This is a genomic window from Alphaproteobacteria bacterium, from assembly GCA_005883305.1.
Taxonomy (GTDB): domain Bacteria; phylum Pseudomonadota; class Alphaproteobacteria; order Sphingomonadales; family Sphingomonadaceae; genus Allosphingosinicella.
The window spans coordinates 2,585,251-2,606,504 of sequence record VBAC01000001.1 but is presented as its reverse complement, the minus strand read 5'-3'; the positions used below and the strand labels follow the sequence as shown (position 1 = coordinate 2,606,504).

20 protein-coding genes are annotated in these 21,254 nt (G+C 65.5%); 12 read left to right on the top strand and 8 right to left on the bottom strand.

The window, feature by feature from the left end; translation table 11 throughout:
- Positions 1 to 22 precede the first annotated feature (22 nt).
- Genes lepA through E6G92_12870 form a run of 3 tightly spaced genes read left to right on the top strand, consistent with a single transcriptional unit; the run spans position 23 to position 2,382 of the window.
- Complete coding sequence (gene lepA, locus E6G92_12880) at positions 23 to 1,885, top strand: elongation factor 4 (GenBank protein ID TMJ20586.1); 1,863 nt, start codon at positions 23 to 25, stop codon at positions 1,883 to 1,885.
- 42 nt (positions 1,886 to 1,927) lie between these two features.
- Positions 1,928 to 2,113 (top strand): antitoxin, encoded by a 186-nt coding sequence (locus tag E6G92_12875; protein ID TMJ20585.1) that lies wholly within the window; start codon positions 1,928 to 1,930, stop codon positions 2,111 to 2,113.
- Positions 2,107 to 2,382 carry a type II toxin-antitoxin system RelE/ParE family toxin gene (locus E6G92_12870; GenBank protein ID TMJ20584.1) on the top strand — a complete coding sequence of 92 codons (276 nt, stop codon included), beginning with the start codon at positions 2,107 to 2,109 and terminating at the stop codon, positions 2,380 to 2,382. Before E6G92_12875 ends, E6G92_12870 begins: the two co-directional genes overlap by 7 nt.
- A gap of 286 nt (positions 2,383 to 2,668) precedes the next feature.
- Here E6G92_12870 and E6G92_12865 read toward each other — a convergent pair whose 3' ends face one another.
- The 3 genes from E6G92_12865 to E6G92_12855 all read right to left on the bottom strand — a co-directional run bounded on the left by E6G92_12865 (position 2,669) and on the right by E6G92_12855 (position 9,277).
- Positions 2,669 to 5,956: an NACHT domain-containing protein gene (locus tag E6G92_12865; GenBank protein ID TMJ20583.1), complete on the bottom strand. Its 3,288-nt coding sequence runs from the start codon at positions 5,954 to 5,956 to the stop codon at positions 2,669 to 2,671.
- Between the two features lie 797 nt (positions 5,957 to 6,753).
- A complete protein-coding gene (locus tag E6G92_12860) occupies positions 6,754 to 8,406 on the bottom strand; it encodes a hypothetical protein (GenBank protein TMJ20582.1) in 1,653 nt (550 codons plus the stop codon).
- Positions 8,407 to 8,494: 88 nt separating this feature from the next.
- On the bottom strand, positions 8,495 to 9,277 hold the full coding sequence (locus tag E6G92_12855; GenBank protein TMJ20581.1) for a class I SAM-dependent methyltransferase: 783 nt from the start codon (positions 9,275 to 9,277) through the stop codon (positions 8,495 to 8,497).
- 51 nt (positions 9,278 to 9,328) lie between these two features.
- Here E6G92_12855 and E6G92_12850 point away from each other — a divergent pair, with 51 nt between their 5' ends.
- Positions 9,329 to 9,994: an MBL fold metallo-hydrolase gene (locus tag E6G92_12850; GenBank protein ID TMJ20580.1), complete on the top strand. Its 666-nt coding sequence runs from the start codon at positions 9,329 to 9,331 to the stop codon at positions 9,992 to 9,994.
- 113 nt (positions 9,995 to 10,107) lie between these two features.
- Here the strand turns inward: E6G92_12850 and E6G92_12845 are convergent, their stop codons facing one another.
- The gene (locus E6G92_12845; GenBank protein TMJ20579.1) at positions 10,108 to 10,554 is read right to left on the bottom strand and encodes an MAPEG family protein; all 447 of its coding nucleotides are present in this window, start codon (positions 10,552 to 10,554) and stop codon (positions 10,108 to 10,110) included.
- 189 nt (positions 10,555 to 10,743) lie between these two features.
- Here E6G92_12845 and rpmF point away from each other — a divergent pair, with 189 nt between their 5' ends.
- From rpmF to E6G92_12810, 7 genes are all read left to right on the top strand, one after another.
- A complete protein-coding gene (gene rpmF, locus E6G92_12840) occupies positions 10,744 to 10,923 on the top strand; it encodes a 50S ribosomal protein L32 (GenBank protein TMJ20578.1) in 180 nt (59 codons plus the stop codon).
- A gap of 36 nt (positions 10,924 to 10,959) precedes the next feature.
- Positions 10,960 to 12,009, top strand: a complete 1,050-nt coding sequence (gene plsX / locus E6G92_12835) for a phosphate acyltransferase PlsX (protein ID TMJ20577.1) — start codon at positions 10,960 to 10,962, stop codon at positions 12,007 to 12,009.
- Positions 12,006 to 12,965, top strand: coding sequence for a ketoacyl-ACP synthase III (locus E6G92_12830; GenBank protein TMJ20576.1), 960 nt, complete (start codon positions 12,006 to 12,008; stop codon positions 12,963 to 12,965). Before plsX ends, E6G92_12830 begins: the two co-directional genes overlap by 4 nt.
- A 134-nt stretch (positions 12,966 to 13,099) precedes the next feature.
- Entirely contained in the window at positions 13,100 to 13,423 is a 324-nt protein-coding gene (locus E6G92_12825; GenBank protein TMJ20575.1) for an integration host factor subunit alpha, read from the top strand.
- A gap of 7 nt (positions 13,424 to 13,430) precedes the next feature.
- The gene (locus E6G92_12820) at positions 13,431 to 13,820 is read left to right on the top strand and encodes a MerR family transcriptional regulator (GenBank protein ID TMJ20574.1); all 390 of its coding nucleotides are present in this window, start codon (positions 13,431 to 13,433) and stop codon (positions 13,818 to 13,820) included.
- Positions 13,821 to 13,855: 35 nt separating this feature from the next.
- Positions 13,856 to 14,107 (top strand): addiction module toxin, HicA family, encoded by a 252-nt coding sequence (locus E6G92_12815; GenBank protein TMJ20573.1) that lies wholly within the window; start codon positions 13,856 to 13,858, stop codon positions 14,105 to 14,107.
- A complete protein-coding gene (locus E6G92_12810) occupies positions 14,104 to 14,319 on the top strand; it encodes a type II toxin-antitoxin system HicB family antitoxin (GenBank protein TMJ20572.1) in 216 nt (71 codons plus the stop codon). Before E6G92_12815 ends, E6G92_12810 begins: the two co-directional genes overlap by 4 nt.
- A 234-nt stretch (positions 14,320 to 14,553) precedes the next feature.
- Here the strand turns inward: E6G92_12810 and E6G92_12805 are convergent, their stop codons facing one another.
- From E6G92_12805 to E6G92_12795, 3 genes are read right to left on the bottom strand one after another with little or no spacing between them, the layout of a single operon-like run.
- Positions 14,554 to 15,060, bottom strand: coding sequence for a histidine phosphatase family protein (locus E6G92_12805; GenBank protein ID TMJ20571.1), 507 nt, complete (start codon positions 15,058 to 15,060; stop codon positions 14,554 to 14,556).
- Positions 15,057 to 17,780, bottom strand: a complete 2,724-nt coding sequence (locus E6G92_12800; GenBank protein TMJ20570.1) for an ATP-dependent DNA helicase — start codon at positions 17,778 to 17,780, stop codon at positions 15,057 to 15,059. Before E6G92_12800 ends, E6G92_12805 begins: the two co-directional genes overlap by 4 nt.
- Before the next feature lie 39 nt (positions 17,781 to 17,819).
- The gene (locus E6G92_12795; protein TMJ20569.1) at positions 17,820 to 18,395 is read right to left on the bottom strand and encodes a Uma2 family endonuclease; all 576 of its coding nucleotides are present in this window, start codon (positions 18,393 to 18,395) and stop codon (positions 17,820 to 17,822) included.
- A gap of 54 nt (positions 18,396 to 18,449) precedes the next feature.
- On the opposite strand from E6G92_12795, the gene E6G92_12790 reads away from it, so the two are divergent.
- The gene (locus tag E6G92_12790; protein ID TMJ20568.1) at positions 18,450 to 20,033 is read left to right on the top strand and encodes a lysine--tRNA ligase; all 1,584 of its coding nucleotides are present in this window, start codon (positions 18,450 to 18,452) and stop codon (positions 20,031 to 20,033) included.
- A 22-nt stretch (positions 20,034 to 20,055) separates the two neighbouring features.
- Here E6G92_12790 and E6G92_12785 read toward each other — a convergent pair whose 3' ends face one another.
- Positions 20,056 to 21,237 (bottom strand): S41 family peptidase, encoded by a 1,182-nt coding sequence (locus tag E6G92_12785; protein ID TMJ20567.1) that lies wholly within the window; start codon positions 21,235 to 21,237, stop codon positions 20,056 to 20,058.
- Positions 21,238 to 21,254: the final 17 nt, after the last annotated feature.

Below are 21,254 nucleotides of genomic sequence, written 5' to 3'. Positions count from 1 at the left end.
GAACCTTTCCGAAAATCGCGAAATGACCGACCTCAAAAACCTCCGCAATTTCAGTATCATAGCCCATATCGACCATGGGAAATCGACCCTCGCCGACCGGCTGATCCAGCAGACGGGGGGGCTGACGGCGCGGGAGATGACCAGCCAGGTGCTCGACAATATGGAGCTCGAGCAGGAGCGGGGGATCACGATCAAGGCGCAGACGGTGCGGCTCGATTACCGCAGCCAGGACGGGCAGGACTACGTGCTCAACCTGATGGACACGCCGGGCCATGTCGACTTCGCCTACGAGGTGAGCCGGAGCCTCGCCGCCTGTGAGGGCGCCTTGCTGGTGGTCGACGCGGCGCAGGGGGTGGAGGCGCAGACTCTCGCCAACGTTTACCAGTCGATCGAGCACGACCACGAGATCGTCCCCGTCATCAACAAGATCGACCTGCCCGCGGCCGACGTCGACAAGGTGCGCAGGGAGATCGAGGACATCGTCGGGTTGCCCGCGGACGACGCCGTGCTGACCTCGGCCAAGACGGGGATCGGCATCGACGAGGTGCTGGAGGCGATCGTCGCTCGCATCCCGCCGCCGAGCGGAGACTCCGCGGCGCCGCTGAAGGCGATGCTCGTCGACAGCTGGTACGATCCCTATCTCGGAGTGGTCATCCTGATCCGGGTGATCGACGGCGTCATCAGGAAGGGCCAGCAGATCGCCTTCATGGCCGCCGGCACCACGCACCTCGTCGACCGGGTCGGCGTGTTCCGGCCGAAGATCGAGCAATTGAGCGCGCTCGGGGCGGGCGAGATCGGCTTCATCACCGCGCAGATCAAGGACATCAGCGAGACCCGCGTCGGCGACACGATCACCGACGCGAAGAGACCGACGAAGACGCCGCTGCCGGGGTTCAAGGAGGTCCAGCCGGTCGTCTTCTGCGGCCTGTTCCCGACCGACGCCAACGATTTCGAGAAGCTCCGCGATTCGCTCGCCAAGCTGCGGCTCAACGACGCCAGCTTCTCGTTCGAGATGGAGACCAGCGCGGCGCTCGGCTTCGGCTTCCGCTGCGGCTTCCTCGGCCTGCTCCACCTCGAGATCATCCAGGAGCGGCTGACCCGCGAATACGATCTCGACCTCATCACGACGGCTCCCTCGGTGATCTACGAGGTGCATTTGAACAAGGCCAAGGACGCGGCCGCCTCGGTCGGCTCGCAGCGCCGGATCGGGACGGACGAGGCCGGGCTCGAGGTGATCGAGATCCACAATCCCGCCGACTGGCCGGACCAGAACCGGATCGCCGCGGTCGAGGAGCCGTGGATCGAGGCGGTGATCTACGTGCCCGACGAGCATCTCGGCGCGATCCTCAAGCTCTGCCAGGACCGGCGCGGGATCCAGAAGAATTTGACCTATGTCGCGGGGCGCGCGCAGCTGACCTACGAGCTGCCGCTGAACGAGGTGGTGTTCGATTTCTACGACCGGCTGAAGAGCATCAGCCGCGGCTATGCGAGCTTCGACTACCACCAGACCGGCCACCGCGACGGCGACCTCGTCAAGATGAACATCCTGGTCAACGGCGAGCCGGTCGATGCGCTCAGCATGATCGTCCATCGGGGGGCGGCGGAAGCGCGCGGGCGGCAGCTGTGCGAGCGGCTCAAGGATTTGATCCCGAGGCATTTGTTCAAGATCCCGATCCAGGCCGCGATCGGCGGGAAAGTGATCGCCCGCGAAACCATCGCCGCCCTCCGCAAGGACGTCACCGCCAAATGCTACGGCGGCGACATTTCCCGCAAGAAGAAGCTGCTCGAGAAGCAAAAAGAGGGCAAAAAGCGGATGCGGGAGTACGGCAGCGTCTCGATCCCGCAGGAGGCCTTCATCGCTGCCTTGCGGATGGGCGAGGAATAGAGGCACTTTGCGGAATGGGCTGTTTTGCGGTAAATTAGCGGCATGAACGAGTATTCCCCCATCGTCTCGGAATTCGATACGCCCGAGCAGGAGGCGTCCTATTTGGAGTGGCTGAAGCGCAAGGTCGCCGAGTCCCTCGCTGATCCGAGGCCCCCGGTGCCGCATGATCAGGTGATGGTGGAAATGCGCGAAGTGATTGCCAAGGCCAAGCAAAAGAAGCCGTGCTGAAGCTGATCTGGCGCGACAGCGCCCGAGACGACGCAAGGGGCATATTCCGCTACATCGCCGAACGAAATCCGGCCGCGGCCGAACGGCTGCTGGCGGTGATCGAGGCCTGCGCCGAGGGGCTGACCGACCACCCCTATATGTACCGGCCGGGCCGCGTAGCTGGCACTCGCGAGGCGGTAGTCCATCCCAATTACATCATTGTCTATCGGGTGACGGCGGAGGCGGTGGAGATCGTGAGCGTCGTCCACGCGCGGCAGGAATATCCGTAAGTGACCCCGCCTCGTCGGCCGAAGCTTCAGCGAAGCTGGGAGGAGGCGTTTATTGCGGCGCTGCGGATGGGTGAGGAGTGACGCAGGCTCGTCCGCTGAAGCTTCAGCGAAGCGGAAGGCGTTCATCGCGGCCCTGCGGATGGGGGGAGGAATAGGACTTAGGTGTTGTGTCCCCGAAATTGCCGAAATTGCGAACTCTAATCTCGACTTTTCCCTTGTTCGACACGGCTAGAGACGGGCGATTGCCGATCCGGGGGCGTTTATCCCTGCAAGGGAGAAAAAAAGGCTATTCCACAAAATCAGACCCCAGATCAGCACCTAGGCTTGCAACCATGTCTCCAATATCCTTTCCGTGGCCCGCTCTTCCGCCCACGGAGCGCAATATTGGGATCAGAATGCTCTCATCATCCAGAATTCGCGCGTGATAGGCAATCAGCGCCGCCGCACCGTGTTCACTTCTCCCCGTGTCGCTCGCCTCGCGATCTAGCGCTATCTCCAAGAGTTTGATCTGGGTAAAATCCAGTTTTGGGATCCACCTTTTTCGACGGAACGCGAAAGTAGCTCCGATCGCAAAATCTACTACTGATTCTTCCTTATTTGCTTCTACTTGGAACCATCGCCGCACCAAGATATCTAAGCTGCTAGTCTTCAATCGGTTGAGGTACTTGCTGCTTTCAGAATAAGCATGAAGTAGGGCAAGTGCCCAAGCCATATGTTCCCAAATATGCTCTTTGGTGCTATCTAGCCCAGCCTCAAGTTCTGGCTGCAATTTACCCAAAGCGGCTATAGACTCCTCGGCCCGCGTCCAAATAATCCCACAGATGGTCGCCGCAGTCTGGCCGTGCTGTTCCTGATCCTCGCCGATCAGTCTCCCGCGTAATTCGTCGATCGCAGAGTCACAGACCCACTGGGAAACATCGCGTCGATACACACCCATGAGAGCGGTCGTGTTGCGCATATATGCCTGACGGGGCAGGCCATGTGACGCGTAAAGAACCCAAGCTTTTTCAAATAGCGCTTGCCCAAAGGGACCTCGCATAAGTGCAGGCCAATTCTCGGGGCCTAGGCAGCCGTGCGCGAATGTGGCGACCAAGCGGAGCGCATCATCAATATTGCTAACGGAAAACTCGGCTTCCTCGATTAGACATTGCGTCAATCTGGATACCGGCGCGGGCATCCTATAAGACGGGGAATATGCATGCCTATGCTCGCTCGTATCTGACTCTACAAAGTCCTTTTCAGCTTCCATGCCCAGACTAATTAGCTTTGAGATTAGAGGGTCCGCTTGCTTTTTTGCCAAGACCGCCGCCATCGGGACAATTTCTTTCCATTCGTCGGAAGTTACTGATGATCCAAAGGGTGATAGGATTGACTCGCCCTGCCGATACCCACTGTAATGACCGTCCACGACGGCCACTGCGGCCAAATACTCTTGGAACGTAAGGTGCCTAAATTGATAAAACGGTACCGCTCGCCCGTCTTCTACCATTCTTCCTGCTTCCAGTAGCAAGCTGGAGCGCAACTCGACTCTCTTCAGGAATTCGCTTGGAGTGTCTCGGGCATACAGTCTAACTAAGGGCACGTCCTGCCGCGACTGCTCGATTAGTTCGAGAAGCTCGCGCTCGGTCGCAGTTTGCTTGCCTTGCTGCACAAGGCGGAGAGCGAGAAAAGCAAGCTGTGGAACTGCTTCCCGGGGGTTTAGCGCTGCGTGCCCCTTGATATTCCACGTATCAAGCAGGACTTCCACTGCCCTTTCGTAAAGGCTCACCCTATCCGGAGGCAATCTCCCATATCCGTGTTTAACGACGAGGAGCATAGTTAATAGCAAAGGATTCTCGGCCAGTCTCCTCAGCGCCTCGCTACCTAATATTGTCGTCGTTACTTGGAGCAATTCATCGGCCGCGTCTTTCCCGGATCCCCCCATTAAATTGTGCCAATGTGTGCATAAGGAGACGATGGCCTCTTCACTTAGGGGCGCAATTTTCCACTTCGAGCAAAATCTGGAAAGGGAGGGGGCAACGAGGGCGAAACCTGCTTCCCGACTAGTCACTACCATTCTGATTTTTGGGAACTCCTCCAAAAACTTGTCCAGATTCTCGACAAACGAAGATCGATCACTGTCGCTGTGAATTTCGTCCAGTCCGTCAACGAGGAGTACAATCCGACCGGACTTCAACCGAGCATCGAGAGCTTCAAGTAAACCGGCCAATTCCGGTCGTCCGCTGATCTCCGAAATCCGCCCAATCAATGTGGAGATCGGCAGCTTGATATGGTCTCGCCATTCACGGCATCTAATTAGAATCGGTAGGAGGTCCGTTGCCGGGAGCGCGTCAGCGATCGCCGTTCGCCGTTTTGGTTCTGCATAAGCGACCGCCAAGCGCTTAAGTAGAAGTGTCTTACCTCCTCCCGGCAGTGCTAGGAGAGCTAATCGCGGATGGGTCTTTAAGGCCTGTCCGAATGGTACAGGATCCGCGTACTCTTTCTGCCATCTCTTCAATTTTTCTTCGCGCTTCGGATCGCTTTCGGGAATTTCAGGAGGAATTGCTGCAACTTGCAACGGCACAAATAGTCGTTCAATATCAAACTTCTGCTTCGCAGTATCAGCGTCAGCCCTTACGCCTTCGATAGTCATTTGTCCGCAATCGGACACTAAGAACTCGCGATAGCGGTTGATTACGTCGGAATCCACCTTTGAAGGTCGATTTGTCCGAGCGCCGGCAGCCGGGACTTTTTTCAGGATTTCTCCGCTAATAAATTTAGGTAGATCCGCGTAGGTGTCGCCGTAAGATACGGGATCAATGAAGCCATGCCAGCGCGTGTCGCGGTGCCTAAGATCTACCTCATCACTCTTAATGAGCCCGTAGTGCTGGAGGGCAGCGCCCCCTACCGCTCGCCTGCTCCATTCAATCAGACTAGAGAAATTTGGGTCTTGTAGAGTTTCTCCACAGCCCACGAATAGCAAGCGATTGAACATTGACAGTGAGCGCTGCAGCGCTTCGCGAAATTTGTCGTCAACTGCCTCATTGTAATCTGAAACGCCCAAAACGACGGATTGGGGATTATCCCAGATGCCGTGCAAATGGAGGATTCCTGGAGCTTCTTTCCTCGCCCATTCCATGACCTTCCGTGTGTCGTGAAGGGTTAGGGAGGGCAGGCTTGCCGCCTGTTCGATCAACGTGTCATAGTTCAATGTGCAGATCGGGACGTTGGCGCGAACCAAGGCGGCAACGGCGCCTTCCATTGGTCCTTTGCCCGCTCGAAGTGGACCTAATTCCCCCTCCAACCAGCGCGCGTACAAAAGCCCTGCCCGACCTCCCAATTTTCGGATTATGAATTCGGCCGCCCCGAGTAGCTCGTCCATGTCTGGAGATGACAACGCTTCGGTCCATCTAGCCAACTGAACGTCATTAATTTTGCCTTTTTGCTTCGCGAATCGAAAGGCGCTTTCCAGAAGCCCTGCCCACGTTCGGGCCGGCCTTTTCCCATCGTTAAGGGCCAGGCTCACGCCGGCACCCATTACGACTACTAACTTTCCGGCAGAGGCGGACTCTTGAAGTTCATCGACAGCGTTCATTCATCCCCCCAGATTGTGCTTAAGGTAACAGTGCCATGAATACTTGCAACTCCGCATTGCAAAGAGCTGCTCCGGAAATATGCGGGCCCCACGAGACAGGTTTTTGAACGAGGACCATATTCGGCGGATTCCAGAAGGCTGCTCAACAGCCTCAAATTCTGAAGACATAGGCCTCTGAGGGCCTACGGGGCAGCTTGTCCGCCCATGGCCTTCTCGTAAGGCCGCGTCTAAGCTCGATCGTTGGATCCTCAGTCTACCACGCATCGGCAGCCGTCACGAAGTGTATCCGTGACGTCGGTCCTGTCGCCCGGTGGCGCAGGCTGTCCGGCCCCTTCGGCAAGCTCAGGACATGCTTTCGCGCCGCTCACTAAACGATCCAGTATAAGTGCCTCGGCCACTGGTCATGCTCCTGCACGGCCTCGATCTCGGCCCAGATGGCGTCCAGACACCTCGAAGCTCTTCCCTTGGGGCATTTCCCGGCGAAGCCCGTGCAGCCGTCACGGAGTGAATCCGTGACGTCGGTCCTGTCGCCAAAGGCGCAGGCCGTCCGGCTCGGTGCGGCGCTACGCCTATGAGGGGGCGCCGCTTCGCGTCGGCGTTCATAGGCTCCGCGCACCAGCGCTCGGGCGGCTCCGGGATCGCCCTTCGACTGCGCTCAGGACAGGCTACCAGCTCCTCCTCGTCGCGATCGTCCGTGAGCGCGTCGAAGATCCGATCCCAGGCCTCCTCCACGCGCTTCTGCGCCGCGGCGAGAGCCGCGATGCTCTCGTCCACCGAGGCGACGCGCGCCCGCGCGTTTAGTTTCGGCGGGACCTGGTTTTCCGCCTCTCCGCCTCGGCCTTCGCCTCCACACGCCGCTCCGTTTCCACCGCCGCCACGGCCTCGGCCTTCCGCGCCTCGTAGGCCGCGGCGTCGGGCGCGGTGAAGCGGGGCTTGGGCTGGCGTTTCTTGTAGGGCCCGCGCGGCCTGTGGGTTCGCTTGGGCTTGGGCTCCGGCGTGCTGATTTCCGCTGCCGAAGCGGCTGTGGCGCCACCCCCACCCCAACCCTCCCCCATCGAGGGGGAGGGGGTTCGGCGTTTCCGGGCCTGCGCCGGGACAGGCTCGAGCCCTTCGACAGGCTCGGGACAGGCTTCGCTCGGGACATGCCCAGGAGAGCGCTTTCGCGGGCGGTGGGTTCGTCTTTCGACAGGCTCAGGATGAGCGGAAGACGGCTCAGGCCCCTCGCCTTCGCTCAGTGCTTCCGCCGCCGGCGCGGCGGCCCCTCCACCAGCCGCCGCCGAAGGCTCCGGCTGGTCCCCCTCCCCGTTCCGGGGCGGATTTTGGGGCGACGTGTAGGCGCCTTCCTTCCAGTTCCGCCAATCAAGCATCGGATCGTCCGGATTGAGATCGGGCGCCGGCAAGGCCGGATTCGCGCCGCCGAGATAGCCGGGGAGCGGCCTGTTCTGCTTCTCGTGCTGGTCGCGGGCCATGGCGTCCTCGGCGGCGCGTTGGGCGGCGAGATCGTCGGGCGTCATCGCCGCCTTGCGGGCCTCGATGCCGGCCAGAACCTCGTCGATCTCGGCAGCTTCGCCGCCTTTGCCGAGGCCCTCCCAGGCATGCTCTCCCTCCGGCCTGTATTCGATCCAGTCGCTTTCGGCGCCGCTTTCGAGTTGGCCGAGATAGCCATTGGTCTCGGCCGCGCCGATCCAGATGCGGTCGCGGTCCTGCTCGGGGGTGGCGTCGAGGGCGCGGCGGCGCTCGGCGGCGGATTCGAGGGCGCAGTAGATCTCGGCCTGGGCCTGGGGGTCGAGATCGACGCCGGCGAAGTCGTTGATGAGGTTGGCGGCGGAGGCGTCGTCGATTCCGGGCGGGGTGGGGTTTCCGCTGATGACTGTCTTGACGGTGGTGGTGCTGCTTTCGGCTGCCGCGAGGGCGGCAGCGGCCCCCTCTCCCCGCTCGCCTTCGACGAGTCGACCCTCCCCCGCCAGGGGGGAGGGGCTGGAGGTGGCAGCACCGGCTGTGGCCTTCGTGCTGAAGTAGTTGATCGTCGTTTTGCGGCCCTGGGCGTCCTGGCCGTAGTGGCGCAGGATGAACATCAGGAGGCGGTCGTTCTTCTTTCTGCGGAAGCCCATCAGCTTGCCGGCGACGAAGACCGGGATGAGCTCGCCGTTCATCGCCCGATCGAACGCCTCGTCCTTGGCGCATTGCAGGCCGAGCGTCTGGGCGGCGTCGGCGGCGGCGCGGAAGCTTTCGGCGCCGGGCTGGCGGCGGAGCTGATAATAGCTCGGCTGGCTCATGTTCACCATCCGGCAGGCGATGCTGACGCAGCCGGTGTCGGCGAGGAAGCCGATGAACGCCCGCTGGCGCTCGGGCGTCCAGCCGTCGTGGCGCGGCTGCTTGCGGGGGACCGGGGTGAAGTCCGGCAAAGCGGATTTGGGGACGGCGAGGCGCTCGGCCTTTCTCACGACCATTCGAATCGGGCTCCGTCGAATCAAGGAGCCGATACATAAATAGAACGAAATCCTACATTGCAAGCCCTTCTGGTTCAAAAGACGAAAATTATTGGGCGCGGGTGGCGCGCCAGCCTTCGCCCTCCATGCTGGCGCCGCCGACCACACCCTCGAAGCGGCGATCGCCGGCGGTGAAGGCGAGGGCGGTTCCCGTCAGGGTGCCTTCCACCTCCACCACCCGCCCTTGCCCGCTCATCGTCCCCGTCACGTCCTGGAAGCGCTGGTCGAGATCCAGCGCCCAGGCCGTGCCGTCCGCCTCGCGCAGCGCCCAGCGTCCGCCGGCCACCGCGGGAACCCGCCAGAGCAGGATGCGGCGGCCGTCGTGGCGCTCTTCGGCCTCGGGGCGCCATTCGCCCATGTCGAAGGCGTGGGAGACGATCCGGGCGCCGGGGCGAAGCTCGGTGAGGAGGCGCGGGCGCAAGCGCAGGTTGATGGCCGGCAGGAGGTAGAGGGCGATGACGCTCGCCTCGCGGATCGGGGTGGCGAAGAGGTCCTGGCGGCGGAAGCGGACGTTGGCGCCTTCGAGATTGGCGAGGCTGAGGGCGAGGTTGGCGGCCTCGATGCGCGAGGGATCGATGTCGACTCCGAGGGCGCGGGCGCCGCGGCGGGCGGCGGCGATGGCGATCCTCCCGTCGCCGCAGCCGAGGTCGATGAGATAGTCGCCGCGCGCCACGCCGGCGAGATCGAGCATGGCCTCGACCAGTTCGGGCGGGGTGGGGACGTAGGGGACGTCATAGTCGGGCTCGGCGGCCGCGGCGTAGCTGGGCGTGGGCGCGGCCGGGAGGAGCGGCACAAAGGCGGCGGCGAGCGCTTCGCGGCGGGTCAGCTCCATCGGCGACACCTTAGCTTGCAACCAGGGAACGCCAAGGGCATTGGCTCGGTCATGGCTCCCAACCCGCCGATGAAGGTCGCGATCCTGCCCGTCACGCCGCTGCAGCAGAATTGCTGCCTGATCTGGTGCACCGCGACGATGCGCGGCGCCTTCACCGATCCGGGCGGCGACCTCGACCGGCTCAAGGCGGCGGCGGCGCAGCACCAAGTCACGATCGAGAAGATCCTGCTGACCCACGGCCATATCGACCATTGCGGTTCGGCCAAGATCCTCGCCGACGAGCTCGGCGTGAAGATCGAGGGGCCGCACGAGGACGACCGCTTCTGGATCGCCAGGCTCGAGGATGACGGGCGCAATTACGGGATTACGGGGAAGAGCTTCGAAAGCGACCGCTGGCTGGTCGACGGGGACCGGGTGACGGTCGGCGAGCTCACGCTCGACGTCTATCACTGCCCGGGGCACACGCCGGGGCACGTCGTCTTCCACCACCCGCCGTCCAAGCTGGCGATCGTCGGCGACGTCCTGTTCCAGGGCTCGATCGGGCGGACCGACTTTCCGATGGGCAACCACCAGGATCTGATCGACGCGATCACCTCGCGCCTGTGGCCGCTCGGCGACGACACGGCGTTCGTGCCGGGCCACGGGCCGATGTCGACCTTCGGGCGCGAGCGGCAGACCAACCCGTTCGTCGCCGACCGGGTGCTGGCGCGGGGCTGAGCCTACACCGTCATTGCGAGCGGAGCGAAACAATCCAGTGTTGACTCAGGGGCCCGCTGGATTGCCGCGGCCCCCGGCTTTCGCCGGGGCCCTCGCAATGACGAAAAAGGGGACTAGCGCGACGCCGTCCGGCCGGGGCCGATCCGCATCTCGTGGACCGAGGCCGCGGGCGGCTGGCGGTAGGCGTAGGACAAGGACCAGCCGGCGAGGCCGACGAGGACGAGCGTGCTTCCCGACATGCCGATCACGCGCAGGCGCAGGCGGTGATCGCCGTCCATTCCGAAGGCGTGCAGGATCCGGGAGAGGATGTAGAGGATCGCCGCCGCCCACAGGATCCGCCCGTCGCCGCCGGCAAGCTCGATCAGGCCGACGAGGATGATCGTGAGCGGCATCGTTTCGATATAATTGCCGTGGGCGCGGATTCGGCGAAGGAGCGCCTCGTTGCCGCCGTCGCCGACGCTGACCTTATACTGACGCCGCACGCGCGAGACCCGCGCTGCGAGCCAGATGGTGAGCAATGCGGACGCGCCCGCGAGCGTCATCGTGATCGGCAGGATCATCGGGTCCCTCCCCTCGTGTCCGACGAGCGTTCGCACGGCGCCGCGCCGCTTGCAACCGCGCGCGATTTCGCTATAGGCCGCTCCCTTCACGCGAGAGCAAAGGCCAGAAGGCCAGCGGCCCGGCGGCCGTTGACCCCTTCGCCCTGCGATCGATGATCCGAACTTCGAGAAAATGGAACAGGTGCCACGATGGCCGTCCCCAAGAGAAAAACATCGCCGTCCAAGCGCAACATGCGCCGCAGCCACGACGCTCTCAAAAACCCGCAATTTCAGGAGTGCCCGAATTGCGGCGAGCTTCGCCTGCCGCACAACGTCTGCGCCAGCTGCGGCCATTACAAGGGCCGTGAAATCCTCTCCGAGAAGGCGTAGGACGCTCCGGTCACCTAACGACGGGAGAAGCGGAAAGTGGGGAGCGCGCCGCGGATCGCAATCGACGCGATGGGTGGCGATGCCGGCGCCGCGGTGATGATCGCCGGCGCCGCGCTCGCCCATGAGCGCCGCGACGACCTTTCCTTCCTGCTGTTCGGCGACGAGGCGGCGATTCGCGGCGAGCTCGCGAACCGCCCGGCGCTCGCCGCGGTCTCCGACGTCGTCCACTGCGCCGACGTCATCTCCGGCGACGACAAGCCGAGCCAGGCGATCCGCCGCGCCAAGACGACCTCCATGGGCCGGGCGATCGCCGCGGTGAAGGAGGGCGAGGCCCATGCCTGCGTCTCCGGCGGCAATACCGGGGCGCTGATGGCCATGGCCAAGCTCGCGCTCCGCACCATGCCCGGAATCCACCGCCCGGCGCTCGCCGCCTTGCTTCCGACGCTGGGCGACAACGACGTCGTCATGCTCGATCTCGGCGCCAACACCGAATGCGACGCGGACAACCTCGTCCAGTTCGCGGTGATGGGCGCGGTCTACGCCCAGGTCGTGCTCGAGCTCGATCGGCCGCGGGTGCAGCTTTTGAACATCGGCACCGAGGAATTGAAGGGCACGGACGAGCTCAAGGCGGCCGCGGCGATCCTTCGCGGCTCCGAGCATCTCCACATGCGCTTCGACGGCTTCATCGAGGGCGACAAGCTGTCGCGCGGCGACGTCGACGTGATCGTCACGGACGGCTTCTCCGGCAATATCGCGCTCAAGTCGCTGGAGGGCACGGCGCGCTTCGTGACCGACCTTCTGCGGCGCGCCTTCACCTCCTCGGTGCGCTCGAAGATCGGATTCCTGATCTCGCGCCCGGCGACCGAGCTGCTTCGCCACCATCTCGATCCCAACAACCACAACGGCGCGGTCTTCCTCGGCCTCAACGGGCTCGTCGTGAAGAGCCACGGAAGCGCGACCGACCGCGGCGCGGCCAATGCGATCCGGGTCGCGGCGCGGATGGTGCGCGAGGATCTGACCCGCAAGATCTCCGAGGACCTCGCCAACATCTCCGCCCGAAGCGCCGAGCTGGCAGCCGCGAAATGAGGCGCTCGACGATCGTCGGCACGGGCTCTGCGCTACCGCCGCGCCGGGTGACCAACCAGGAGCTGGTCGAGCGCGTCGACACGACTCACGAATGGATCGTCGAGCGCACCGGAATCGAGGCCCGCCACATCGCCGCCGACGGCGAGACGACCGCGACTTTGGCGACCGAGGCGGCGAAGAAGGCGCTCGCGGCAGCGGGAATCGAGCCGCAACAGATCGGCCTGATCGTGCTGGCCACCGCGACTCCCGACCAGACCTTTCCCGCCAGCGCGACCATCGTCCAGACCGCGCTCGGAATCGACGATTGCATCGCCTTCGACGTCGCCGCCGTCTGCACCGGCTTCCTCTACGCGCTCTCGGTCGCCGACAATATGGTGAAGGGCGGGATGGCCGATTATGCGCTGGTGATCGGATCGGAGACGTTCAGCCGGATCCTCGACTGGGAGGATCGGGCGACCTGCGTCCTCTTCGGCGACGGCGCCGGCGCCGTGGTGCTGAAGGCCGCCGAAGGCGCTGACGTCGGAATCCTCGCGACCAGGCTCCACGCCGACGGGCGGCACAACGACCTGCTCTTCGTCGACGGCGGAGTCTCGACCACCGGAACGGTCGGAAAGCTCCGCATGAAGGGCAAGGAGGTCTTCCGTCACGCGGTCGTCAACCTCGCCGCGGTGCTCGGGGAGACGCTCGAAGCGGCCGGCCACCGGGTCGAGGAGATCGACTGGGTCGTGCCGCACCAGGCGAACAAGCGGATCCTCGACGCCACCGCACGGAAACTGGGGCTCGACCCCGCCAAGGTGGTGGTCACCGTCGACCAGCACGCCAATACCTCCGCGGCCTCGGTACCGCTGGCGCTCGACACCGCGGTCCGCGACGGGCGGATCAGGAAGGGCGACCTCATCATGCTCGAGGCGATGGGCGGCGGCTTCACCTGGGGCGCGGCCTTGGTGCGCTATTAGGATTCGTGCCCGGCCACGAGCCCTTTGGTTGCGGTCCCGCAACAAAGTCGCCACACTCCTGCACGGATGCGGTTGTGCTGGGCCTAAAGGTCGATTAGTGTTCCACTTTCTCGGTTGAGAGGGGGAAAGACTCGATGGCCGACGCAGGTACGATAAGGAAGCCGTCCGTGGGCACACTCACCCGAGCCGACCTCGCCGACATCGTCCATCGCGAGATCGGACTGTCGCGCGCCGAATCGGCGGGCATCGTCGAGGGCATTCTCCACCATATGTGCGCCTCGCTGGCCGATGGGCAGAACGTCAAGATTTCCGGCTTCGGAAGCTTCATCCTGCGCGACAAGGGCGAGCGGGTCGGGCGCAATCCCAAGACCGGGGTCGAGGTGCCGATCGCGCCGCGCCGAGTGCTCACCTTCCGCGCCAGCCAGATCATGCGCGAGCGGATCGCCCGCGCCGGATAAGGGCGGCATGGCGCAGCCCAGCCGCAAGAGCGACCTCGCCTTCCGAACGATCGGGGAGCTTGCGGCCGACCTCGGAGTCCCGCAGCACATATTGCGCTATTGGGAGACCCGCTTTCCCCAACTGAAGCCGCTGCAGCGCGCCGGCAACCGCCGCTACTACCGCCCCGACGACGTCGCGCTGGCCAAGCGAATCCACCGCCTGCTCAACCAGGAAGGCTATACGATCCGCGGCGTGCAGCAGGTGCTGCGCAAGGGGGATGCGGAGGAGGCCCCCGAGGTGATGTCCGCTGCAGCGCTGGCGCCGGCGTCCGCCGCGCAGGTCCCGGCGCTTGCCATCGGGGAGCTGCGCGCCATCCGCGACCTGCTCGTAGACGCGCTGGCGGAGAGCGGCGGCTAGGCGGCCGCACTTCCTATTCTTAATAGACAGACGAAATGGCGCGAGGGGAAAAGCTGTTAGAGCGCATGCGCGCGAATCACCGCGATTGGCGGATCGAGGATGTCATCGCGGTCTGCGCGGCCTTCGGCATTGCTTGCACGGCACCGCGAAAAGGGTCACATTACAAGGTGAAGCATGGAAGCCAGGCGGATATCCTGACCATTCCCGCCCATCGGCCAATCAAGCCGGTCTATGTCGCCGATCTGGTCAGGTTCGTCGACGCCGTCATGGCAAGAGGGAGCGGATGAGCGCGCAGGATTACGAAATTCGCATTCGCCCGTTATCGAATGAAGAGGGCGGCGGTTACCTGGCTACCGTGCCGGAGCTGCCCGGCTGCAAATCCGACGGCGAGACTCCGCAAGAGGCCCTCGAAAACGTCCTCGACGCGATCAGCTGCTGGATCGAGGCAGCGCGGGAGATGGGCAGGACCATTCCGCCGCCGCGGCGGCTCGTCGCCTGAGGGGCGTCGGGCGGGCTCCCCCGCATCCTTGCGGACGTTGCGGCGGGAGTGAGGATTAGCTCGATTTTTCCTCCCCATCGCCTTCGGCTGAATAGGTGGCTGGAGCGCCGATACAGCCCTGAGACTCTACGATGATCTACTCGATCGTTCGATCGCTTGGCGGTGAATTCCTGCCCTCGTCGATCAGTGCTTGAAGCCGGGCGATCGCTTTCGCCGTTTCGCGGTCGCTGCGCATCACCGAAGGTCCCTCGGCCTTAGAAACCGCTCCAGCGTTCCCGCCCCGTCGCCCGCGTCGCGCCAATGCTCGATCGGTAGCGCGATCTCCGCCAGCGCCCCCGTCGGATATCTTTCGGCGACCTCGTCGTGGAGCTTGCCGCCGCGGCTGAGCAGCAAGGCGAGGCGCTCCATGCCCGGATTGTGGCCGACGAGGAGCAGGCTGCGGTGCGGTTCCCCGGCCTCGCGGACGATCTGCAGCAGGGTTTCGGTCGAGGCGAGGTAGATGCGCTCGTCATAATGGACCTGGAGGGAGCCCAGGCTCTCTTCGAGGCCGGCGAGAGTTTCGGTCACCCGGGCGGCGGGGGAGGCGAGGATGCGATCCCAGGCGAGGCCGAGCGTGCGCATCTCGCGCCCCATCCGCCGCGCCGCCTCGCGGCCCCTGCCGTTCAACGGCCGGGCGAAATCGGTCAGCGAGGAATCGTGCCAGTCGGACTTGGCGTGACGCAGCAGGCTGAGCAGCTTCATTCGATTCTTTCGGCAATATCTCCAAGGCTTTCATGCCCGAGCGTGCCGCCGCTGGAAAGCCGGGCGCGCACCCGATCGACCGCTTCGGCGAGCGGCAGGCGGGTCACGCGAACGCCGGGCGGGAAGGCGGTGAGCAGGCGGCTCGGAGTCGCCGCGGAGAGGAGAACGAACAGGCCGCGATCGACCTGCCGGCGGATCAGCCGGCCGAACGCCTGGGCGAGGCGGGCGCGCACCACCCGGTCGTCATAGGCGGTGCCGCCGTTCGCCGCCCGCCGAGCGGCATGAAGCACGTCGGGCCGGGGCCAGGGAACGCCCTCCATCACCACCAGCCGAAGCGAATGGCCGGGCACGTCGACTCCGTCGCGAAGCGCGTCCGTGCCGAGCAGGCTCGCATGCGGATCGTCGCGGAAGATGTCGACCAACGTGCCGGTGTCGATCGGATCGACGTGCTGGGCGTAGAGCGGAAGGCCCGCGCGCGCCAGGCGGTCGGCGATTCGGGCGTTGACGGCCTTGAGCCGCTGGATGGCGGTGAACAGGCCGAGCGTTCCGCCCTCGGCCGCCTCGATCAGCCGGGCATAGGCGCCGGCCAAAGAGGGCAGATCGCCCTTTTTGACGTCGGTGACGACCAGCACCTCCGAATTGGCGGCATAATCGAACGGGCTCGCCGCCTCGAAGCGGCCGGCGGCATTGCCGAGGTGGCGCGCGCCGGTGCGCGCCTCGGCGGCGGCCCAGTCGCTCTCGCCGCCGCGCAGGGTCGCGGAAGTGACGAGCACGCCGTGGGCGGGCTTGAGCACCGCCTCGGCGAGCGGGCGGGTGGGATCGAGCCAATGACGGTGGAGGCCGAGATCATATTCGCGCCCCTCGACCCGCTCGACCGCGAGCCAGTCTACGAAATCGGGATCGGCCGGGCCGCCGATCCGAGCCGTCAGCGCGATCCAGGCCTGGAGCGTCTGAACCCGCCAGGCGAGGCCGCCGATGGCGCCTTCGACCCGGGCGCGGGCCTGCGGATCGAGCCAGTCGGGGGCGTCCTCGATCACCGCCTCGAGCCTCTTGCCGAGCGCGACCAGGGGGCGGAGCAGGGATTCGAGCGCCTCGAGCGCGGGCGCGGCGGCCTCGACCAGAGCGGGATCGGGCTCGGCCAGCTCGGTCTCCAGGCCGTAGCCCGCGTCCTGCGCGGTGGCGCGGGCGTAGACCGAGCCGCGCACCGCCGCGAGCAGGGCCTCGATCGGGCCGAAGGGCTGGCCCTCGGCGATCCGCTGAAGCCAGGAATCGCCGGGGAGCGCTCCGGCCATCTGCACCGCGGTGTCGAGCGCGAGCGATCCGGCCTCGTCATAGGAGGCGACGTCCATCAGGCGGGCCGAGAGGCCCCGGCGGCGGCCTCGGCTCTTCCCTTCCGGGCCGACGATCCAGCGGCGAAGCTCGATCGCCTCCTGGCCGGTGAAGGCGGCGGCGAAGGTCGAATCGGCGGCGTCGAACAGATGATGGCCCTCGTCGAACACGATCCGGGTCGGCGCCCGTCCCTCCTCGCGGCCGCGCGCGGCGTTGACCATGACCAGCGCGTGGTTGGCGATGACCAGGTCGGCGTCCTGGCTCGCCCGCGAGGCGCGCTCGATGAAGCAGCGGCGATAGTGCGGGCAGCCGGCATAGACGCATTCGCCGCGCCGGTCGGTCAGAGCCGTCGCGCCGGCGCGGCGGAAGAGCGAGGTCAGCCAGCCCGGAAGGTCGCCGCCGACCATGTCGCCGTCCTTGCTGTAGGCGGCCCAGCGGGCGACGAGCTGGGCGAGGATCGCCGCGCGGCCGGCGAAGCCGCCCTGAAGCGCGTCCTCCAGATTGAGCAGGCAGAGATAATTCTCGCGGCCCTTGCGCACGACGATCTTCGCCTTGCGCTGGGCGGCGTCGGGGAAGAGGCGGGCGCCCTCGCGGTCGAGCTGGCGCTGGAGCGCCTTGGTGAAGGTCGAGATCCACACCGCGCCGTCGGCCTTCTCGGCCCAGAGCGAGGCGGGGGCGAGATAGCCCAATGTCTTGCCGATCCCGGTGCCGGCTTCGGCGAGGAGGATGTTGGGCCGGTCCTCCTGCGCCCGGGGGGCGAAGACGGCGGCGGCGGCGGCGGCGTAATCGCGCTGGCCCTGACGCGCCTCGGCGCCCTCGCCGACCAGTTGTTCGAGCCGGTCCGAGGTTTCGGCGAGGTCGATTCGAATCGCTCGCGGTTGCGGGCGGCCGCCGCCTTCCTCCCATTCGGGCAATTTCGAGAAGAGCCATGGCTCGTCCCGCTCCGGTCTCTTGAGCCGCGGGGCGACGGCGGCGGCCCACGGCCAGCGCAGGCGATGGAGGGCCTGCGCCGAGGCCCAGGCGCCGGCGCGCTCCGGCCAGTTCGTCTCCAGCGTGGCGAGAAGGGCCGTAGCGGCCCCGCGCAGGAAGTCAGCCGCCTGGTCGTCGCCCTGCGGCTCGGCGAGGCCGAGGGCGTGGGCGATGCCCCGGGGCGTCGGAACCGCGAAGCGCGCCGGGTGGACGAAGGCGTAGAGCTCGAGCAGGTCGAGGCCCGACAGATCGGGATAGCCGAGCCGGCTGCCGACGAGCGGCGCGTTGAGCATGATCATCGGCGTTTCCGCCGCGCGGGCGATCGCCTGGCCGCGGCCGACCGCTTCCGTGCGCCCGTCGCCCCAGGCGATCCAGATGCCGCCATGGGTCGCGTGAAGCGCGGGATAAGGGAGCGAGGCCATGCGCTTGCTTAGGCCGAAATAGAACGAAACGGCAACGGGTTAGATCAGATTGTCGGTCTCAACCGCGAGCCCGGGGATGGTGAGGCTCTCCACCGGGTGGCCAAGAGAGACCTCGCGGCTCTCGCCATATTGCCCAGCCGCCGGCGACCAGAATTGGTGAATGCGCGCGCCACGCAGATCGACCACCCAATATTCGGCCACGTTGTGCCGAGCATAGAGCTGCCTCTTTTTGCCGAGATCATAGCGCAAGGAGGTATCGGAGACTTCGATTACCAGGGAAATGGCCGAGAGCGGCATATATCCGCTGGCGCCCGGTTCGAACCTGCCCACGGCGATATCGGGTTCGGGCGCACTTCGCGGCGGCATCGCCACCGTGCCTTCAACGAGCGGAATCATTTCCGAGCCGAGCGACTCCAGCATCGCATAGAGACGAAAAGCGAGCTTCGTCTTGGCGTAGGCGTGGCGCGTCTGTTGCGGAGTCATCGCGTAGAGCACCCCCTCTATCAGCTCCACCTTGCTGTAGGCATCGAAGGCCCCTGCCTCATGAAGCAGCGCGAAATCGTCGAGCGTCAGCTTGAGCGGACGGGGCACGCTGATGGGCCTGATCTCGGTCATGAGCGCCTCATATCACCTTGCGCCGCATCAACGAAGCGGCGAAGAGGCCGCTCCATGACGATCGATCGGAACCTGCGCGAAGCCGCCGGGGTCAGCAAGGCCTGGCCCTATGAAGAGGCGCGCAAGCTGCTCAAGCGCTATCCGGACGGGCCGGGCGACAAGGCGATCGTGTTCGAGACGGGCTACGGGCCGTCGGGCCTGCCGCACCTCGGCACCTTCCAGGAGGTGGCGCGCACGCTGATGGTCCGCCATGCGCTTTCGGAGATTGTCGACTGGCCGAGCCGGCTGATCGCCTTTTCCGACGACATGGACGGGATGCGCAAGGTGCCGCCCGGCGTTCCGCACCAGGACATGATGCACGAGCATCTCGACCAGCCGCTGTGCGGTGTGCCCGATCCCTTCGGCTGCGGGCACAAGAGCTATGCCGACCACAATAACGGCCTTCTGCGCCAGTTCCTCGACCGCTTCGGCTTCGACTATGAGTTCGTCGCCTCGTCCGACAGCTACCGCTCGGGCCGTTTCGACGAGGCGCTGCGGGGCGTGCTGCGCAATTACCAGGCGATCATGGACGTGATGCTGCCGACTCTGGGCGAGGAGCGGCGCAAGACCTATTCGCCGGTGCTCCCGGTCAGCCCGAAGAGCGGCAAGGTGCTGCAGGTGCCGATCGAGGTGCTCGACGCCGAAAAGGGGTTGGTGGCGTTCGAGGATGAGGGCGAGCGGATCGAGCAATCGATCCTGTCGGGCGGGGCCAAGCTGCAGTGGAAGGTCGACTGGGCGATGCGCTGGGTCGCGCTCGGCGTCGACTACGAGATGTCGGGCAAGGATTTGATCGACAGCGTCACTCAAAGCTCGAAGATCGCGCGCATCCTCGGCGCCCGCCCGCCCGAGGGCTTCAACTACGAGATGTTCCTCGACGAGAATGGCGAGAAGATCTCGAAGACCAAGGGCAACGGCGTGACCATCGACGAATGGCTGGCCTACGCCCCGGAGGAGAGCCTCGCTTTCTACATCTACCGCGACCCGAGGAAGGCGAAGCAGCTGAGCTTCAGCGTAATCCCCAAGGCGGTCGACGAATATTACCAGTTCCTCGCCGCCTATCCGGACCAGGAGTGGGACAAGCGCCTCGGCAACCCGGTCCACCACGTCCATGCCGGCGAGGTGCCGGCGGCCCGGATGCCGATCAGCTTCGCGCTTCTTCTCAACCTCGTCGCCGTCGCCTCGACCGACGACAAGGACCTGCTGTGGGGCTTCGTGAAGCGCTATTGCCCCGAAGCCGCGCCCGAGAGCCATCCCGAGCTCGACCGGCTGCTCGACTTCGCGCTCGCTTATTTTCGCGACTTCATCGCCGATTCGCTGCTTCATCGCCCGCCGAGCGAGATGGAGCGCTCGGCGCTGGCCGATCTCGATTCGCGGCTCGCGGCGCTGCCCGAGGACGCCGACGGCGAGGCGATCCAGTTCGAGGTCTACGAGTGCGGCAAGGCGCACCCGTTCGAGAGCCTGCGGGACTGGTTCAAGGCGCTCTACGAGACCCTGCTCGGCACCAGCCAGGGGCCGCGCATGGGCAGCTTCTTCGCGCTTTACGGGATCGCGAACAGCCGCAAGCTGATCGCCGAGGCGCTGGCGCGCACCCACCCCTAGCCCCTCCCTTTCAGGGAGGGGATCAGGTCAGCGGGCGCCGCTGCTCGGGCGTCACGCCCAACCGCCTCAGCGCCTCGTCGAGCGCCTGATCCGCGGGCACCGGGACGTCGGGCGAGACTCCGACGCCTTCCCAATCCCAATTGTTGTCGGGATCGAAGGTGCGGCCGACGGGCACGAACGCGGCGTAGCCCCCGAAATCGACCATCCGCCCGTAATGGCCGGCGCCGGCGGTGGTCTCGCCGATCAGGGTGGCGCGGTGGGTCCGCTTGAGGGCGAGCGCGAAATGCTCGGCGGCCGAGCCGCTTCGGCGCGAGGTCAGCAGGAAGACCTGCGCGCGCCTGAGCGGCGTGTCGGGCCCGGGAATCGCATAGTGCATGGTGCGGCTGATCCCGTCGGGAGCGGAGGCCCGGCGGATCGTGCCGCTCTCGCCCATCGGGTTGCCGCCCTGCCGCTCGGCGGCGGTGCGCGTGTCCATTCCGAGCAGCAGGGTTTCGCGCGGATAGATGTAGGAGAAGATCGCATCCATGTCGGCGAGGCCGCCGCCATGGTGGCCGCGAATGTCGAAGATGATGGCCCGGGCGTCCTTGTGCGCCTCGAGGAAGGCGCGGAAGCGCTCCACCGTCTCGGGCGTGCCGGGAAAGAGGCCGATATCGATATAAGCCACGCCGTCGGCGATCCAGCCGGACTGGCCGATCGCGCTGGAGGCATCGGGCCTGCGCATCACGCGCCGGGGGGCCGGACCGCCCGGGCCCGGAGGCGGTGCGCCCGCCGCGCCGGGAGCCATCATCACGCGGCGCGGACCTGGGCCCGCGGCATCGGGGCCGCCGGTCGGGCCGAAGCGGACGTGCCGGTCGGCATGGATCGCCTGGAGATCGGCGGTGACCGTCTCGCCGAAGCGATCGCCGAGATCGGCGTAGCCGCCGGCCGCCGCCTTCGTCCGAAGCGCCTGCGCGTAGCGAAGGGCGACGTCCGGGAAGACGTAGTTCCGCTCCAGCGCGTCGGCGAGCGCGCCGACGATCGTCCGCCGGTTCTCCTCGGTGTCGGGCAAGGCGGGCCGCGGCACCTCCCCGCCGGGCGGGCCGTGGCGGCCGACGATCTGGGGCTCGGGCGCCTGGGCACAAGCCACTCCGCCCGCCGCGAGGACGGTCCCGATCAACAAGGCCGAACGATCGATCATGGCATGTCCTCCCGAGCGACTACACATGTAGTCGGCATGCTGTA

Coding starts and splice junctions, on each gene's coding strand:
- E6G92_12810 (TMJ20572.1), top strand. CDS start 14,104: ATGAGCGCGCAGGATTACGAAATTCGCATTCGCCCGTTATCGAATGAA.
- E6G92_12865 (TMJ20583.1), bottom strand. CDS start 5,956: ATGAACGCTGTCGATGAACTTCAAGAGTCCGCCTCTGCCGGAAAGTTA.
- E6G92_12820 (TMJ20574.1), top strand. CDS start 13,431: ATGGCGCAGCCCAGCCGCAAGAGCGACCTCGCCTTCCGAACGATCGGG.
- E6G92_12825 (TMJ20575.1), top strand. CDS start 13,100: ATGGCCGACGCAGGTACGATAAGGAAGCCGTCCGTGGGCACACTCACC.
- E6G92_12875 (TMJ20585.1), top strand. CDS start 1,928: ATGAACGAGTATTCCCCCATCGTCTCGGAATTCGATACGCCCGAGCAG.
- E6G92_12795 (TMJ20569.1), bottom strand. CDS start 18,395: ATGACCGAGATCAGGCCCATCAGCGTGCCCCGTCCGCTCAAGCTGACG.
- E6G92_12815 (TMJ20573.1), top strand. CDS start 13,856: ATGGCGCGAGGGGAAAAGCTGTTAGAGCGCATGCGCGCGAATCACCGC.
- E6G92_12860 (TMJ20582.1), bottom strand. CDS start 8,406: ATGGTCGTGAGAAAGGCCGAGCGCCTCGCCGTCCCCAAATCCGCTTTG.
- E6G92_12790 (TMJ20568.1), top strand. CDS start 18,450: ATGACGATCGATCGGAACCTGCGCGAAGCCGCCGGGGTCAGCAAGGCC.
- E6G92_12785 (TMJ20567.1), bottom strand. CDS start 21,237: ATGTGTAGTCGCTCGGGAGGACATGCCATGATCGATCGTTCGGCCTTG.
- E6G92_12845 (TMJ20579.1), bottom strand. CDS start 10,554: ATGATCCTGCCGATCACGATGACGCTCGCGGGCGCGTCCGCATTGCTC.
- E6G92_12855 (TMJ20581.1), bottom strand. CDS start 9,277: ATGGAGCTGACCCGCCGCGAAGCGCTCGCCGCCGCCTTTGTGCCGCTC.
- E6G92_12805 (TMJ20571.1), bottom strand. CDS start 15,060: ATGAAGCTGCTCAGCCTGCTGCGTCACGCCAAGTCCGACTGGCACGAT.
- E6G92_12830 (TMJ20576.1), top strand. CDS start 12,006: ATGAGGCGCTCGACGATCGTCGGCACGGGCTCTGCGCTACCGCCGCGC.
- E6G92_12850 (TMJ20580.1), top strand. CDS start 9,329: ATGGCTCCCAACCCGCCGATGAAGGTCGCGATCCTGCCCGTCACGCCG.
- lepA (TMJ20586.1), top strand. CDS start 23: ATGACCGACCTCAAAAACCTCCGCAATTTCAGTATCATAGCCCATATC.
- rpmF (TMJ20578.1), top strand. CDS start 10,744: ATGGCCGTCCCCAAGAGAAAAACATCGCCGTCCAAGCGCAACATGCGC.
- E6G92_12800 (TMJ20570.1), bottom strand. CDS start 17,780: ATGGCCTCGCTCCCTTATCCCGCGCTTCACGCGACCCATGGCGGCATC.